The organism is Pseudomonas sp. UME65 (assembly GCF_014170225.1).
In the GTDB taxonomy this organism is placed as follows: domain Bacteria; phylum Pseudomonadota; class Gammaproteobacteria; order Pseudomonadales; family Pseudomonadaceae; genus Aquipseudomonas; species Aquipseudomonas protegens.
The window spans coordinates 707798-722895 of sequence record NZ_LZZQ01000005.1; the positions used below are offsets into that span (position 1 = coordinate 707798).

At 68.2% G+C, this 15098-nt stretch carries 14 protein-coding genes; 11 read left to right on the plus strand and 3 right to left on the minus strand.

Features of this window, described 5'->3' with window-relative positions; genetic code table 11:
- Window positions 1-131 precede the first annotated feature (131 nt).
- The gene (locus A9971_RS06660) at window positions 132-1100 is read left to right on the plus strand and encodes a siderophore-interacting protein (RefSeq protein ID WP_183001511.1); all 969 of its coding nucleotides are present in this window, start codon (window positions 132-134) and stop codon (window positions 1098-1100) included.
- Between the two features lie 181 nt (window positions 1101-1281).
- Here the strand turns inward: A9971_RS06660 and A9971_RS06665 are convergent, their stop codons facing one another.
- On the minus strand, window positions 1282-2022 hold the full coding sequence (locus A9971_RS06665) for a thioesterase II family protein (RefSeq protein ID WP_183001512.1): 741 nt from the start codon (window positions 2020-2022) through the stop codon (window positions 1282-1284).
- 70 nt (window positions 2023-2092) lie between these two features.
- Window positions 2093-3265, minus strand: coding sequence for an MFS transporter (locus A9971_RS06670; protein WP_011062379.1), 1173 nt, complete (start codon window positions 3263-3265; stop codon window positions 2093-2095).
- A gap of 135 nt (window positions 3266-3400) precedes the next feature.
- Here A9971_RS06670 and A9971_RS06675 point away from each other — a divergent pair, with 135 nt between their 5' ends.
- The 9 genes from A9971_RS06675 to A9971_RS06715 all read left to right on the plus strand — a co-directional run bounded on the left by A9971_RS06675 (window position 3401) and on the right by A9971_RS06715 (window position 13326).
- On the plus strand, window positions 3401-3988 hold the full coding sequence (locus A9971_RS06675) for a TetR/AcrR family transcriptional regulator (RefSeq protein ID WP_183001513.1): 588 nt from the start codon (window positions 3401-3403) through the stop codon (window positions 3986-3988).
- A gap of 112 nt (window positions 3989-4100) precedes the next feature.
- Window positions 4101-4901 carry a glucose 1-dehydrogenase gene (locus A9971_RS06680; RefSeq protein WP_011062381.1) on the plus strand — a complete coding sequence of 267 codons (801 nt, stop codon included), beginning with the start codon at window positions 4101-4103 and terminating at the stop codon, window positions 4899-4901.
- Window positions 4894-6720 carry a glycoside hydrolase family 15 protein gene (locus A9971_RS06685; RefSeq protein ID WP_183001514.1) on the plus strand — a complete coding sequence of 609 codons (1827 nt, stop codon included), beginning with the start codon at window positions 4894-4896 and terminating at the stop codon, window positions 6718-6720. Before A9971_RS06680 ends, A9971_RS06685 begins: the two co-directional genes overlap by 8 nt.
- Before the next feature lie 66 nt (window positions 6721-6786).
- A complete protein-coding gene (locus A9971_RS06690; RefSeq protein WP_011062383.1) occupies window positions 6787-7164 on the plus strand; it encodes a VOC family protein in 378 nt (125 codons plus the stop codon).
- Window positions 7161-7622, plus strand: a complete 462-nt coding sequence (locus tag A9971_RS06695) for a cysteine hydrolase family protein (RefSeq protein WP_011062384.1) — start codon at window positions 7161-7163, stop codon at window positions 7620-7622. Before A9971_RS06690 ends, A9971_RS06695 begins: the two co-directional genes overlap by 4 nt.
- 337 nt (window positions 7623-7959) lie before the next feature.
- A complete protein-coding gene (locus tag A9971_RS06700) occupies window positions 7960-8865 on the plus strand; it encodes an alpha/beta fold hydrolase (RefSeq protein WP_183001515.1) in 906 nt (301 codons plus the stop codon).
- 76 nt (window positions 8866-8941) lie between these two features.
- Window positions 8942-9415, plus strand: coding sequence for a hypothetical protein (locus tag A9971_RS06705; RefSeq protein WP_015636431.1), 474 nt, complete (start codon window positions 8942-8944; stop codon window positions 9413-9415).
- A 15-nt stretch (window positions 9416-9430) separates the two neighbouring features.
- Window positions 9431-10873: a TIGR01777 family oxidoreductase gene (locus A9971_RS06710; RefSeq protein WP_011062387.1), complete on the plus strand. Its 1443-nt coding sequence runs from the start codon at window positions 9431-9433 to the stop codon at window positions 10871-10873.
- Window positions 10874-10887: 14 nt separating this feature from the next.
- On the plus strand, window positions 10888-13326 hold the full coding sequence (locus A9971_RS06715; RefSeq protein ID WP_053159586.1) for an alpha/beta fold hydrolase: 2439 nt from the start codon (window positions 10888-10890) through the stop codon (window positions 13324-13326).
- A 9-nt stretch (window positions 13327-13335) separates the two neighbouring features.
- Here the strand turns inward: A9971_RS06715 and A9971_RS06720 are convergent, their stop codons facing one another.
- The gene (locus tag A9971_RS06720; RefSeq protein ID WP_019094099.1) at window positions 13336-14319 is read right to left on the minus strand and encodes a GlxA family transcriptional regulator; all 984 of its coding nucleotides are present in this window, start codon (window positions 14317-14319) and stop codon (window positions 13336-13338) included.
- A 92-nt stretch (window positions 14320-14411) separates the two neighbouring features.
- Between A9971_RS06720 and inhA the strand changes: the two genes are divergently transcribed.
- A complete protein-coding gene (gene inhA / locus A9971_RS06725; RefSeq protein ID WP_183001516.1) occupies window positions 14412-15098 on the plus strand; it encodes an isonitrile hydratase in 687 nt (228 codons plus the stop codon).

Genomic DNA, 15098 nt, shown 5'->3' on the forward strand with positions numbered 1-15098 from the left:
TATCCCTACGAAACGGATGGGCCAGGGGAAAAATTAACCGTGGGCGCAGCACTGCGGCGCCGCTGCGATCGGTAAATTCCAGGGCTTGCGGCTCGTCAAATCAGGACCTTCTCTTTAATAAGGTCGCGATCATGTCCTCAGCCACTTCACTGGCCAGCTCACTGGCAAATGGCTTGCGCAAGCTGGTAGGCGCCGGCGCCCAGCAACCCCGCAGCTACCGGATAATCAACGTCGAGCTCAAGCAGCGCATCCACCTCAGCCCGTCCATGGCCCGCCTGGTGTTCACCGGCGAGGACATCGCCCAGGCGCGTACCCTGGCACCGGACCAGCGCATCAAGCTGCTGTTTCCCGGGGCCGATGGCACGCCCTCGCAACTGCCGGTGGAAGGCGACTGGCAGGCGGCCCGGCGCAAGCTGCCGGCCGAGCAGCAACCGCCAATGCGCACCTACACCATTCGCGCCCTGCGCCTGCACCCTGCGCAAATGGATGTGGATTTCGTCCTGCACGGGGTCAACGGCCCGGCCTCCGCCTGGGCCACCCATGCCCAGCCCGGCGACCGCCTGCAGATGGTGGTGCCGAACAAGGCCTACAGCGGCGACCCCGGTGGTTATGAATGGCTGCCGCCGGCGGGGATCCGCAAGGTGCTGTTGATGGGCGATGAAACCGCGCTGCCGGCGATTGCCGGCATTCTGGAAGAACTGCAGGGTTATCCGGACCATCCGGATGTGCAGGCGTTTATCGAAGTGCCCTATGAAAGCGATTGCATCGACCTGCGCTGCCACCCGCTGGCGCGGATCAACTGGTTGCCCCGGGACCTGCTGGGCGCACGCCATGGCGAAACCCTGATCCATGCCGCCCGGGAGCTGGCCGAACTGCCGCCGGCCAACAGCCAGCGCCGGCCGATCAAGGTTTCCGAACGCAACGACGAACAACGCCTCTGGGAAACCGCCCAACCGGCGGACAACGATTTCTACGCCTGGGTGGCCGGCGAGTCGGCCACGGTGATGAACATTCGCCGCCACCTGATCAACGAGCGCGGCCAGGAGCGTCGCAACCTGACCCTGATGGGCTACTGGCGCCTGGGCAGCTCCCTGGGTTGAGCCCCACCAACCGCCCCACCCTCTTCCCTGTAGCCGCTGCCGAGCCCGCGAAGCTGCACAAAGGCCCGCCGGGCCTTGCTTGGCGATCGCCAGCCGAACCCCTGGCGAACCCGGGATTTTTGCGCCCCTGCGGGCCGTGCGCAGCCTGCGCCAGCGGCTACAGCAAGCAAGTGTGTAGCCGCTAGGAAACCGCGGCTACCGGTTGCAGGTGGCGGCGGCGATGCACCTCCAGATGGCCCTTGAGCAGGCTCAGCACCTTGGCCTCGTGCTCGTGGATGAAGAAGTGCCCGCCCGCCAGCATGTCCACCGAAAAACTGCCGTGGGTTTCCTTGCTCCAGCCAATCAGTTGCTCGGTGGTGGCGCGATCCGTCTTGCCGCCCAGCACATGCACCGGGCAATTGAGCAGTGGCCGTTGCACCGGGCGAAAGCGCCCGCACAAGAGAAAGTCGGCCCGCAGGATCGGCAAGGTCAGGCTCATCAGTTCCTGGTTGGCCAGCACTTCTTCACTGGTGCCGTTGAGGGTGCGCAACTGTTCGATCAGTTGCTCATCGGTCTTGGGCTCGGCAAACCCCCGGTCGTATTCGGTGCGCAGGGTCGGCGCAGCAGTGCCCGAGGCAAACAGCGCCACCGGCTCCGGGCACCCCAGGACGCGCAGGGCATGGGCCAGTTCGCAGGCCAGCAAGGCGCCCAGGCTGTGGCCGAACAGGGCGTAAGGGGTGCGCAGCGTGCCCCGGATTTCCAGGGCAAGCTGCCGCGCCAGCTCGCGCATGTCGGTGTGCAGCGGCTCGGCATAACGGGCGCCACGCCCGGGCAGCTCCAGCGGTTGCAGGTGCAGCCACTGCGGCAGCTTGCGGCGCCAGCGGCTGTAGACCATGGCGCTGGCGCCGGAATACGGCAGGCACAGCAGGTTCAACTGAGTCACGGTTATTCCCTCGACGGATGGACGCTAAAGAAACGCAGCACGAGGGGAACAAATTAGTCCACCGATCACCTCAGCGCATGCGCCGATAGCTCTGCAACGCCGCCCCCAGTACCACCGCGCCGCCCGCCAGGGCCAGCCAGAAGCCGCTGCGGGCGCCGAACTGGTCCACCAGCGCTCCGGACCCCGCGGCCCCCAGGGCCACGCCGATGCTCAGGCCGGTGACCAGCCAGGTCAGGCCCTCGGTGAGCTTGGCCGGCGGCACGCTGCGTTCCACCAGGGCCATCGCGACGATCAGGGTCGGCGAGAAAAACAGCCCGGCAACGAACACCGCCAGGGACAGGCCGAGGATGTTGCTCGCCAGCAGCAGCGGCAAGGTGGTCAGCGCCGTGGCGATGCCGCCGTACATGAACAGCCGGGGCAAGGGCGTGGCCAGTTTCAGGGCGCCAAAGGCGATGCCCGCCAGGCATGAGCCGATGGCGTACACCGAGAGCACAATGCTCGCTGCCGCCGGCTGCCCCTGTTGCTGGGCGAAGGCCACGCTGACCACGTCCACCACCCCGACGATGGTGCCCATGGCGGTCATCAGCAACAGCAGCAGGCGGATTTCCACCGAACGAATGATCGAGCCAGCGTGCCCTTCCTCATGGGGATGGACCGGCGGCTCGGTGCTCTTCTGCATGACGAACACACTGACCCCCAGCACCAGCATCAGCAGCGCCGCCAGGGGCCCGGCTTCGGGAAACAGGCCGACGCTGAGGCCCACCGACAAGGGCGGGCCGACGATGAAGCAGACCTCATCGAGCACCGACTCCAGGGCATAGGCGGTCTGCAGTTGCGGCTGGCCGCGGTACAGCTCGGTCCAGCGGGCACGGACCATGGCCGACATGCTGGGCATGCAGCCGGCCAGGGCGGCGCAGAGGAACAGGGTCCAGTGCGGGGCCTGCAAGCGGGTGCACAGCAGCAGGGCCAGCAGCGCCCCGCCCCCCAGGCCGGCGGCCAGGGGCAATATCCGGCTCTGGCCGTAACGGTCCACCAGGCGCGATACCTGGGGCGCGCAGAACGCCGTGGCCAGGGCGAACGTCGCCGCCACCGAGCCGGCCAGGGCGTACCCGCCGTGCAGTTGAGCCAGCATGGTGATCAGGCCGATGCCGGTCATGGAGATCGGCATGCGCGCGATCATCCCGGCCAGCACAAAGGCCCGGCTGCCGGGGGCCTTGAACAGTTCGCGGTAGGGGTTTGCCATTTACAACGACTCCTTGGGGGGCTGCAACTTGCCACAAAGGGCAGGCACAGTAGAAACACATACGCCTCGTATGTTAAAAATCATGTAAACATACGCCTCGTATGTCAACCCGCCATTTGTTGGAGAACTGTGTCCATGAGCAGCCGCCCACGCGCCGCGATGATCGAGCAAACCCGCGCCAGGCTGATTGCCAGCGCGCGCCAGGCCTTTGCCCGCCTGGGCTACGCCAAGACCTCGATGGACGACCTGACCGCCGAAGCCGGGCTGACCCGGGGCGCGCTGTATCACCACTTCGGTGACAAGCAGGGGTTGCTGGCGGCGGTGGTGGAGCAGATCGACAGTGAAATGGATGAGCGCCTGGAGGCCATTTCCGAAGCGGCCAGTGATCCCTGGCAAGGCTTTGCCCAGCGCTGCCGGGCCTACCTGGAAATGGCCCAGGAAGCCGAAATCCGCCGCATCGTCCTGCAGGATGCCCGGGCCGTACTGGGGCAACGGCAGCCAGCCGAGGAACACTGCATCGACTCCCTCAGCCGCCGCCTGCAAGCGCTGGTCGAAGCCGGGCTGATCACGCCCGCGCCGAGCCAGGCCCTGGCGCGCCTGATCAACGGCAGCCTGGTGGACGCGGCGCTGTGGATCGCCGCCGCCGAGCAGCCCGGGCAACGCCTGCAACAAGCCCTGCAAGCGCTTGAGCTGCTACTGCGCGGGCTGCAACCACCGCGCTGAACTGAACTCCTGAACCGCGTCCGGGGTCAGCACAACAGGGGCCACTGATGCGTTGCGTGTCGCATGGGCGCATCAGCCCCGGCCTTCGACAGCGGCGACAGGAGTGCAGTGCATGCAGATATCCCTCGACCAGCAGGTAGCCCTGGTCACTGGCGCCAGCTCCGGCATTGGCGCCGCCACCGCAATCGCCCTGGCGGCGGCCGGTGCCAGCGTGGTGCTCAACTACAACTCCCAGGCCGCGCCGGCCGAGCAGTTGGCCGCGCGGATCAATGCCGAAGGCGGCCGGGCCATTGCCATTGGCGCCGATGTGGCCGATGAGGCCCAGGTCGAGGCGCTGTTCGCCCAGGCCATCGAGGCCTTTGGTTTTCTCGACATCCTGGTGGCCAATTCCGGCCTGCAAAAGGATGGGCCGGCCGCCAGCCTGAGCCTGGACGACTGGAACCGGGTGATCGGCGTCAATCTCACCGGGCAGTTCCTCTGTGCTCGCGCGGCGCTGAACATCTTCCAGCGCCAGGGGGTGCGCGCCGGGGTGTCCAAGGCGGCGGGCAAGATCATCCACATGAGTTCGGTGCACCAGTTGATTCCCTGGGCCGGGCACGTGAATTACGCGGCTTCCAAGGGCGGCGTGGACATGCTGATGCGCACCCTGGCCCAGGAAGTCAGCCAGCAGCGGATCCGCATCAACGGCATCGCCCCGGGGGCGATCCGCACCGCCATCAACCGCACCGCCACCGAGGGCGCGGCAGAGCAGGAACTGCTCAAGCTGATTCCCTACGGCCGGGTCGGCGACCCCGAGGATGTGGCCAATGCCGCGCTATGGCTGGCCTCGGACGCCTCCGACTATGTGGTCGGCAGCACCCTGTTCATCGACGGCGGCATGAGCCTCTATCCGGAGTTTCGCGGCAATGGCTGACCAGCATCCCACGGCACAACGCCCCATCGACGCCCACGGCATCATCGGCGACATGCGCAGCGCCGCCCTGGTCAACGACCAGGGCAGCATCGATTTCTTCTGCTGGCCGGAGTTCGACAGCCCGAGCATCTTCTGCTCGCTGCTGGACTCCCCCGCCGCCGGGATCTTCGAACTGGCACCGGTGCTGGCCGACGCCCGGCGCCAGCAGATCTACCTGCCCGACAGCAACGTCCTGCAGACCCGCTGGCTGGGAACCGAGGCGGTGGTGGAAGTCACCGACCTGCTGACCATCGACGACGACCCCGAGCAGCTGCCGCTGCTGATCCGCCGGGTACGGGTGGTCAGCGGCCAGGCCACCCTGCGCCTGCACTGCGCGCCGCGCCTGGACTATGGGCGGGCCGCCACCGGGGCACGACAGGAAGGCGACTCGGTGTGCTTCGAAGCCCCCGGGCAGCCCGGGCTGCGCCTGCTGGGCGACCAGCCGCTGCACCTTGAACGGGACTCGGCGCGGGCCGAGTTCGTGCTGCAACAGGGCCAGGGCGCTGAATTCATCCTCGGTGGCGTCGACGATCTGCGGGTGCGGCACGGCGATAGCGAGCTGCACCTTACGCGCACCCTGAAGTTCTGGCGCGACTGGATCGGCCAGTCCAACTACCGCGGCCGCTGGCGCGAGATGGTCAACCGTTCGGCCCTGGCGCTGAAACTGCTGACCTCCAGGCGCCATGGCGCGATCCTCGCGGCGGCCACCTTCGGCCTGCCGGAAAGCCCCGGCGGCGAACGCAACTGGGACTACCGCTACACCTGGGTACGCGACGCCTCGTTCACCGTCTACGCCTTCATGCGCCTGGGTTTCGTCGAGGAGGCCAACGCCTACATGGGCTGGCTGCGGGGCCGGGTCAGCGACTGCCATGGGCAACCGATGAAGCTCAATATCCTGTACGGCATCGACGGCCGCCAGGAGTTGCCGGAGACCGAGCTTGGGCACCTCTCCGGGCACGGCGGCGCGCAACCGGTGCGCATCGGCAACCAGGCCTACGACCAGGTGCAGCTGGATATCTTCGGCGAGCTGCTGGATGCGGTGTACCTGGTGAACAAGTACGGCGAGGCCATCTCCCACGAAGGCTGGAAACACACGGTACAGGTGGTGGACCAGGTCTGTGACAGCTGGCAGAGCAAGGATGTGGGCATCTGGGAGATGCGCGGCGAGCAGCACCACTTCCTGCACTCGCGGCTGATGTGCTGGGTGGCTGTGGACCGCGCCATCCGCCTGGCCTCCAAGCGTTCGCTGCCGGCTCCCTTCGCCCGCTGGGACCAGACCCGGCAAGCCATCTACGACGATATCTGGAGCCGGTTCTGGAACCAGGAGCACGGGCATTTCGTCCAGCACATCGGCAGTACCGCCCTGGACGGTTCGATGCTGCTGATGCCCCTGGTGCGCTTTGTCAGCGCCAAGGACCCGCGCTGGCTGGCGACCCTGGATGCCATCGAAAAGAGCCTGGTGCGTGACGGCATGGTCTACCGCTACCGCAATGACGACAGCCAGATCGACGGCCTGGCCGGCACCGAAGGCGCCTTCGCCGCCTGTTCGTTCTGGTACGTCGAATGCCTGGCCCGGGCCGGGCGCCTGGAGCAGGCGCACCTGGAGTTCGAGCAACTGCTGCGCTACGCCAACCCCCTGGGCCTGTACGCCGAGGAGTTCGACAGCCACGGCCGCCACCTGGGCAACACGCCCCAGGCCCTGACCCACCTGGCGCTGATCAGCGCGGCAAGTTTTCTCGACCGGCGCTTGAGTGGCGACAAGAGCGTCTGGCAACCTTGAGCCCGGCCCCGGTGCTGAGACCGGGGCGCTCTTCCCTTGGTGCCCGACAGAAATGGAACTCGCCCCATGCCCGACTCGCCGATCATCGCCGTGATGATCCATGCCGCCGACTGGCGTGCCGCCACCCATTGGTACGCCCAGGCCTTTCCCCAGGCCCGCCGGGTGCTGCACGAGCCGGATGATTTCGGCCATTTGCAGCTCGCGGGCCTGTCCCTGGAAATCGTCCCCTGCGACGCCAAGGTCGGCCAGGGGCCGGCGGGCACGGTGGTGTACTGGCAGGTCGCCGATCTGCCCGGCCAGGTGCAGCGCCTGACCGGGCTGGGTGGGCGCCTGTATCGCGGGCCCATGGTCATTGAAGGCGGCGACTCGATCTGCCAGGTGCAGGACCCCTGGGGCAACTGCATCGGCCTGCGCCAGCCGGCCCGTTTGGGGCAGGCGTCATGAACCAGGTGCTGCTGATCATCGACGTGCAACCCTGCTTCAACCCTCCGCAGTGGCTGGTGGACGGCATCAACCGCCTGCTCGGGCGCATGCCCTCGGTGGCCACGGTGGAGCGCCATGATGAAAGCCGCACGCCCTTCGCCCGGCAACTGGGCTGGCAGCCGGCGGTGGATGACCAGAGCCTGGTGGCCGCCGACAAGGTCTTCATCAAGCACGGCTACGGGCCGACGACGGAGATTCTCGAGCACCTCAAAAGCCTCGCCCCCGAGCGTGTGCTGGTGTGCGGTATCCAGACCGACACCTGCGTGCTGGCCGCAGGTTTTGCCCTGTTCGATGCCGGCTTGCAGCCGACCCTGCTCACCGACCTGACCGTGGGTTCGTCCCTGGACCGCAGCGGCGGCCTGGGCATCGACCTGTGGCGGCATCACTTCAAGCACCTGGCCCGCAGCGACGAACTCTAGGGGCCGGCTTGCGGGCCCCTTCGCTGGCAAGCCAGCTCCTACAGCCCTCAGGTGGCAGCGCCGTTGCGTAGGTGCCGGCTTGCCGGCGAAGGCAATCTTGCGGGCCACACAGCGCTAGGGTCCGCATTCGCGCTCCCTCACCAGGCCCCTCATGAGCTTCACCGCCGGCCTGCGCTGCTACGTGCACATCAAGGGCCCCGAACCGTAGGGCCACAGTTCCCTGGAAGACATCCGCCGGCTGCTGGCGCGACGCCCACGGGCTGCATGCCGCTGCGGCTTGAGGACAGCACGCAAGTTTTGCGCTAGCTTTTCCCGGCCCACCGGATCCGGAGTCGTCATGCCCAGCCCAGCCTCCCTGCACCAGGTCAGCACCCCCAACCTGCATATCGCCTATGAGGAACATGGCCCGCGCAACGGCGAGCCGGTGATCCTGCTCCACGGGTTTCCCTACGACGTGCGGGCCTACGACGAGATCGCCCCGCCCCTGGCCGAGCGCGGCTATCGGGTCATCGTTCCCTACCTGCGGGGTTACGGCCCGACGCGCTTTGCCAGCGAACAGGTGATGCGCTCCGGGCAGCAGGCGGCCCTGGCCCGGGACCTGCTGGAGCTGATGGACGCCCTGTACCTGCCCCAGGCCACCCTCGCCGGCTACGACTGGGGTGGGCGCGCCGCGTGCATCGTCGCAGCGCTGTGGCCGCAGCGGGTCAAGGGCCTGATGAGCGCCGACGGCTACAACATCCAGGACATTCCCCGGGCCATCGAGCCCCGGGCGCCGGAGACCGAGCTGCGGCTGTGGTACCAGTACTACTTCAATACCCAGCGCGGGGTGGACGGCCTGACGGCCAACCGCCGGGAATTCTGCGAGCTGTTGTGGCGCCTGTGGTCGCCAACCTGGAAACAAGGGCCCGGGCTCTATGGCCTGAGCGCGCCCTCCTTCGACAACCCGGACTTCGTCGCGGTGGTGATCCATTCCTACCGTCATCGCTTCGGCTACGTACCCGGCGACCCCAGCCTGGAAAGCATCGAGCAGGCGTTGCAGGCACAACCGCCCATCCAGGTGCCGACCATCGCCCTGTGCGGCGCTGACGACGGCGTCGGCCCGGCCACCGAGCCGGATCCCGATGTCGGCCTGTTCAGTGGGCCCTATCAGCGGCGGATCCTCCCGGGGATCGGCCACAACCTGCCCCAGGAAGCGCCGCAAGCCACCCTCGACGCGCTGCTGGAATTGCTCGGCAAGCCCTGAGATGGGCACCGGCGCACGCCATGGGGCGGAAAAAATCGGTACACTTCGCGGCCTCGATCCCCCCACAGGACATGGAATGTTATCCGTCGCCGCTTCTCCCCGACCCGGCCTGCGCCGGGCCCTGGTGCTCTGGCTGTATGCCGTCGGCGCCGGCCACCTGCTGGCCGGGCTGCTGCTGACCTGGGCCGGCCACAGTGGCCTGTTCAACGATTACCTTGCGGGCATCGAACAGGCCTTCTGGGGCGCCGCCGCGCCGGCACCGGCCCGGGCCCAGCAGATCTGGTGGCTGGGGCTGTTCGGCGCCACCCTGCAAAGCTATTCGCTGTTCCTGCTGGGGCTGGTGCACCTGGGCAACCGCCTGCGGGCCCCTGCCGCCTGGGCCTGGCTGATGGCCGGGATTGTGCTGTGGGCGCCCCAGGACATGTGGCTGTCCTGGCAGATGAACATGACCGCCCACCTGTGGATCGACAGCTTCGCCCTGCTGGTGCTGCTGCCGCCGTTACTGTGGCTGCAGCGCCACGACCGCCGTACCTCTCGTCTTCCCTCGTAAAAGGACTTCACCATCGTGGCTGATTTGCCAATCCTGCAGTGGGCTATCGCCCTGTTGCTCGCCCAGGGCGTGCTCGGCGCCCTGGATACTCTCTACCATCACGAACTCACCGTGGCCCTGCCGCAGCGTCACAGCGCCCGCAAGGAACTGAGCATCCATGCCCTGCGCTCGTGCTTCTACGGCGTGCTGTTCATGGGCATCGCCCACCTGGCGTTCCAGGGCATCTGGGCCCTGGTGATCGCCCTGCTGTTCGCCCTGGAAATCGGCCTGACCCTGTGGGACTTCGTGGTCGAGGATCGCAGCCGCAAGCTGCCGGCCATCGAACGCATCATGCACACCGTGCTGGCGATCAACGCCGGGGCCTTCTTCGCCCTGTACGGCCTGCAACTGCTGGAATGGTCACGCCTGCCCAGTGCCTTGAATCCCATCGACCTGGGCTGGCAGGGCTGGGCCCTGAGCCTGTTCGCCGTGGGCGTCACCGCCTCGGGCATCCGCGACGGCCTGGCGGCGCTGCGCCTGCAACGCCAGGGCCAGGGCGCCAACCCCTTTGCCGGTGGCAGCGGCAAGCGGGTGCTGGTCACCGGTGGCACCGGTTTTATCGGCGAGACCCTGGTCAACCAACTGCTGGATGCCGGGCACACGGTCAGCGTGCTGGCCCGGGACCCGCTGCGCGCCGCCTACCTGTTCGACGGTCGTGCCCGTTGCCTGCGCTCGCTGAGCAAGCTGGGCCACGGCGAAGCCTTCGACGTGATCATCAACCTGGCCGGTGCCCCGGTGGCCGGGCCGCGCTGGTCGGCCAAGCGCCAGGCGCAACTGCTGGCCAGCCGGGTCGGCACCACCGAAGCCCTGCTCAACTGGCTGCAACACGCCCAGCACAAGCCGGAGCTGTGGATCCAGGCTTCGGCCATCGGCTTCTATGGCGTGCGCGACGCCAGCCAGAGCCTGGATGAAAACGCCGAGCGCGGCGAAGGCTTCATGGCCGACCTGTGCGCGCGCTGGGAATCCTCCGCCGAACCGGCTACCCGCTTCGGCGTGCGCCAGGTGGTGCTGCGCCTGGGGATCGTCTTCGGTCCCGGCGGCGCCCTGAAGCCATTGCTGATGCCCTTCCATTTCGGCTTTGGCGGACGCATGGGCGATGGCCGGCAGATCATGAGCTGGGTGCACCGCGACGACGTGTTGCAGGTGATGGCCCGGGCCATGAACGACCCGTCCCTGTCCGGCACCTACAACATGGTGGCGCCGGAAGCGGTGAGCCAGGGCACCTTCGCCACTACTGTCGGCAAGGTGCTCAAGCGCCCGGTGTGGCTGCACGTGCCGGCTGCGCCGGTACGGGCCCTGGCCGGGGAGATGGCCGAGCTGTTCTTCGATGGCCAGAAGGTAGTGCCGGCGCGCCTGCTGCAGGCCGGCTACCGCTTCCGTTACCCGACCCTGGACGCCGCCCTGCGCGACCTGACCTGAGCTGAGGAATGCCCATGAGCAAGCCCCTGTTGTACCTGCTGGCGGGCAATGGCAGCGCCGCCGACTGGTGGGACGATGCCCTGCCGCACTTCCAGCGCTATCAGGTGCAGCCCCTGGAGCTGCCGGGGTTTGGCGACAACCCGCTGCCGCCCTGCCAGGACCTGGGTGAATACGCCGAGGCCCTGCTGGGCATGACCGAGCCGGGCCAGGGGATTGTCGCGGTGGGGGTCAGCGCGCTGATCGTGCTGCACGCCTTGCAGCGCCGCCCGGGGCACTTCTGCCGCAGTGTGCTGTTGTCGCCCGTGGGGGCCTTTCTCTGGCAACGGCGCTTGCCGGCGCTGATGTCGCCGCTGCCCGCGCGCTTGCTGATTCACGGCTTGCTCAGCCATAAACCGACGTGGTTTGCCGGCAAGTTCTCGCGCCAGCCGTGGAGCCAGGAGCAGTACCGGCGCATGGGCGCCGGCTATGGTCGGTGCCGGGCCTTCGTACCGCTGTGGGAGCAACTGCGGGCCGATACCGCGCTGCCGCTGCTGGAGTGGATCAAGGACCCGGTGCAACTGGTCTGGGGCGACCAGGACCGGCTGCTGGGGATTGCCCAGGCCGCAGCCTGGTCGGCCATCCTGGCCCGGGCCGACCTGCGGGTCAGCCTGCGGCCGGGCTGGGGCCATTACCCCTGGATCGACCACCCCGCCGAGTTCGTCGCCTGGCTGGAATCCGCCGACAACGGCTTCGTCGCCCACACCAAGGGCGGCCGCCTGCGCCTGGCGGAGCTGGCCGGCCAGCCGGTGCCCAGCGCCCTGTCCCTGGACAGCGCCAGCGACCCGCAGCTGCCGGCCCTGCTCGCCAGCCAGCCTGCGGCGCTGTGGGCGGTGCGTTCCTCCAGCTACGGCGAGGACCAGGCCGACTCGGCCAATGCCGGCTTGAGCACCACTTACCTGCGGGTGCCCAGCGAGCAAGTGCCCGGGCGCATCGGCGAACTGCGCGATGCCGGGGTCGAGGAAGTGGTGGTGCAGCGCTTTATCCAGCCGACCCTGTCAGGGATTGCCTTCGTCCGTCACCTGGCGGTGGAACTGGAGTGGGTCGAGGGCCATCTGGAAAGCCTTGCCGACGGTCAGGTCAGCCCGCAGCGGGCGATCCTTTCACGCCTGGGCGCAGCCTGGGAAAGCGGCCATTTCGCCACCACCCGGGGCCTGAGCGCCAGCGCCCTGTGGGATTTCCTGCAAGGGGTGCTCAAGACCTTCCACTACGTGCCCGGTGATGTGGAATGGGCCTGGGACGGCCAGCAACTGTGGCTGCTGCAGTACCGCCCCATCAGCGACTACGGCTGGCGCCGGCACCTGACCGCGGCCAATATCGCCGAGATCCTGCCACCGCAACCCAGCCGTTTCGTCGAGTACGGCCAGCGCCGGGCGGCGGCGAGCATTCCGGCGATCATGGCGCGCTGGGACGCCCGTGTACTGCAGGACAATGAGCCCTTCACCGCAGTGTTCGGCGGTGCTTCCTATATCAACAATGACCTGTTCCTGGCGCGGCTGGCCGACTGGGGCCTGCCCTCCTCCAGCTATGCCGGCGAGGTGGGCGGCGCCACCCCGCAGCTGCCCTTGCGGCCCCTGCGCCTGTTGCGCTCGCTGCCACGGTTCCTGCGCATGCAGCACATCGCCCGCGGCCACCTGCTGAGCCTGGAGCCGGGCCTGCGGCGCTTCGACCGGGAGCTGGCGCAGTTGCGCGCCGCCGGGGCCGACGGCCAGCAACTGGCAGACTGGTTCAGCCGCTTCTATGTGTTCGTGGTGCAGGGCAACCTGTGCATCGCCACCGCCCTGGCCAGCAGTGGCGGCGCGCTGCTGGGGCGTCCGCCCACCGCCTACGACAACCTGGACAACAGCCCCCATCGCCTGCCCTGGGAAACCGACCCAGGCACCCCGCGTCCGCAGTGCGCCGAGTTGCCGTTGCAAGCCTTCCCGCACTGGAGCCCGGCCATCACCCTGGCCCACCGCCTGGGCTTGCCGGGCATGCGCGGCTATTACCTGCAAGTGCGCGAGTGGTACCGGGACAACCTGATGCGGATCTTCTTCCGCCTGCACCACGCCGTGCCCGAGGCTGATCGCGGCTACTGGTTCGCCCCCCATGAGCAGGTGCGCAACCGTGGCGGCAGCTTCTGGCAGGACGGCCGCGAAGGCAGCGAGCAGGCGGCTGGGTTCATGATCTACCCGGGCCAGGTCCAGGGCGTGCTGGGGGTCGACATTCTGCTGGAGGACACCCTCGACCCCGGGCGCCATGCCCACTATCAGCAGGCCCGGGCAGTGATCGCACGCATGGGCGGGCGCCTGTCCCACGGTTCGACCCTGTTGCGCGAACTGCGCAAGCCCTCGGCGGTACTGCCCCAGGTAGACCCGGCCTGGATCGGCCGCGAAGTGCTGTATGCCGACGGCCAACTGAGCCTGGTAGAAGGCTGAAACCCGCGCTCAAGGCTGCGCAATGCTGGCGAAGCGTTCGCGGTAGGCCTGGGGCGTCACGCCCAGGGCCCGCAGCACGCTGCGACGCAGGGTTTCCTCGCTACCGAAACCGCACTGGGCGGCGATGCGCTTGATCGGCAGGGTGCTGTCGGCCAGCAGGCGCCGGGCGCTTTCCACACGGATCAGTTCAATGGCCCGGGCCGGGGTCTGGCCGGTGTCGGCGCGGTAGTGACGGACGAAACTGCGCTCGCTCATTCCCGCCTGCTCGGCCAACACCGGCACCGTCAGTTCGCGGTCCAGGTGCTCGGCGATCCAGGCGTGCAGCCGGTCGAAACGCCCACCCTGGTTCTGCAGCGACAGGGTTACGCTGAACTGCGATTGGCCCCCCGGGCGCTTGAGAAACACCACCAGTTGCCGCGCCACTTCCAGCGCCACTGCGCGCCCCAGGTCGGCCTCCACCAGGGCCAGGGCCAGATCGATGCCGGCGGTGACCCCGGCCGAGGTCCACACCGGGCCATCGTTGATGAAGATCGGATTGGCCTCCACCTGCAGTTGCGGATACTGCTCGGCCAACTGCTCGCAGCGGGTCCAGTGGGTGACCACCCGGCGCCCGTCCAGCCAGCCGCTGGCGGCCAGCAGAAAGGCCCCGGTGCAGACCGACGCCACCCGCCGTGACGCCGCAGCCCGGGCCGCCACCCAGGCCACCAGTTCAGGATCACGGGCCGCCTCGTAGACGCCCCAGCCACCGGCAACGATCAGGGTGTCGCAGGGCTCTTGCGGCAGCGGCAGCGGCTCGGCCAGCAGCGCCAGCCCCGAGGAGCTCAGGGTCGCCCCGCCCGGGCTGGCAATCACCCGCGGGTGGTAGGGCAAGGGCAGGCCCAGGCCGCGCGCCCGGTCATTGGCCGAGGCGAATACCTGCAGCGGCCCGCTGACATCCAGCAACTGGGCATTGGCGAAGGCCAGGACAAACACGTTTTTCGGCGCAGTGGGCATGGTTGGCGTAAATCGAGGGCTGGTTGGCGTATGCGCCAAATCCTAGAGCGCTAGAGTCAAGCCGTCCACTTCATCGACACAAGGAACAGGCAATGGCAGTGCAGATAGGTTTTCTGTTGTTCCCCGAGGTCCAGCAACTGGATCTGACCGGCCCCCATGACGTACTGGCCTCGCTGCCGGATGTGCAGGTGCACCTGATCTGGAAGGAGCCGGGGCCGGTGGTGGCCAGCTCGGGGCTGGTGCTGCAGGCCACCACAAGCTTCGCCGACTGCCCGCCGCTGGATGTGATCTGCATCCCCGGCGGTACCGGGGTCGGGGCGCTGATGGAAGACCCGCAGGCCCTGGCGTTCATCCGCCAGCAGGCCGCCCGGGCGCGCTACGTGACCTCGGTGTGCACCGGCTCCCTGGTGCTCGGCGCCGCGGGCCTGCTCCAGGGCAAGCGCGCCACCACCCACTGGGCCTACCACGAACTGCTGGCGCCGCTGGGGGCGATACCGGTGCATGAGCGGGTGGTGCGTGACGGCAACCTGCTGACCGGCGGCGGTATCACCGCCGGCATCGACTTCGCCCTGACCCTGGCCGCCGAAATGTTCGACGCCGCCACCGCGCAGCGGGTACAGCTGCAACTGGAGTACGCCCCGGCGCCACCGTTCAATGCCGGCAGCCCGGACACGGCCCCCGCCAGCGTGGTGCAGCAGGCCCGCCAACGCGCCGCGGATTCGCTGCACAAGCGCCGGGAAATCACCCTGCGCGCGGCCGCGCGGCTGGCAGCCGGCTGA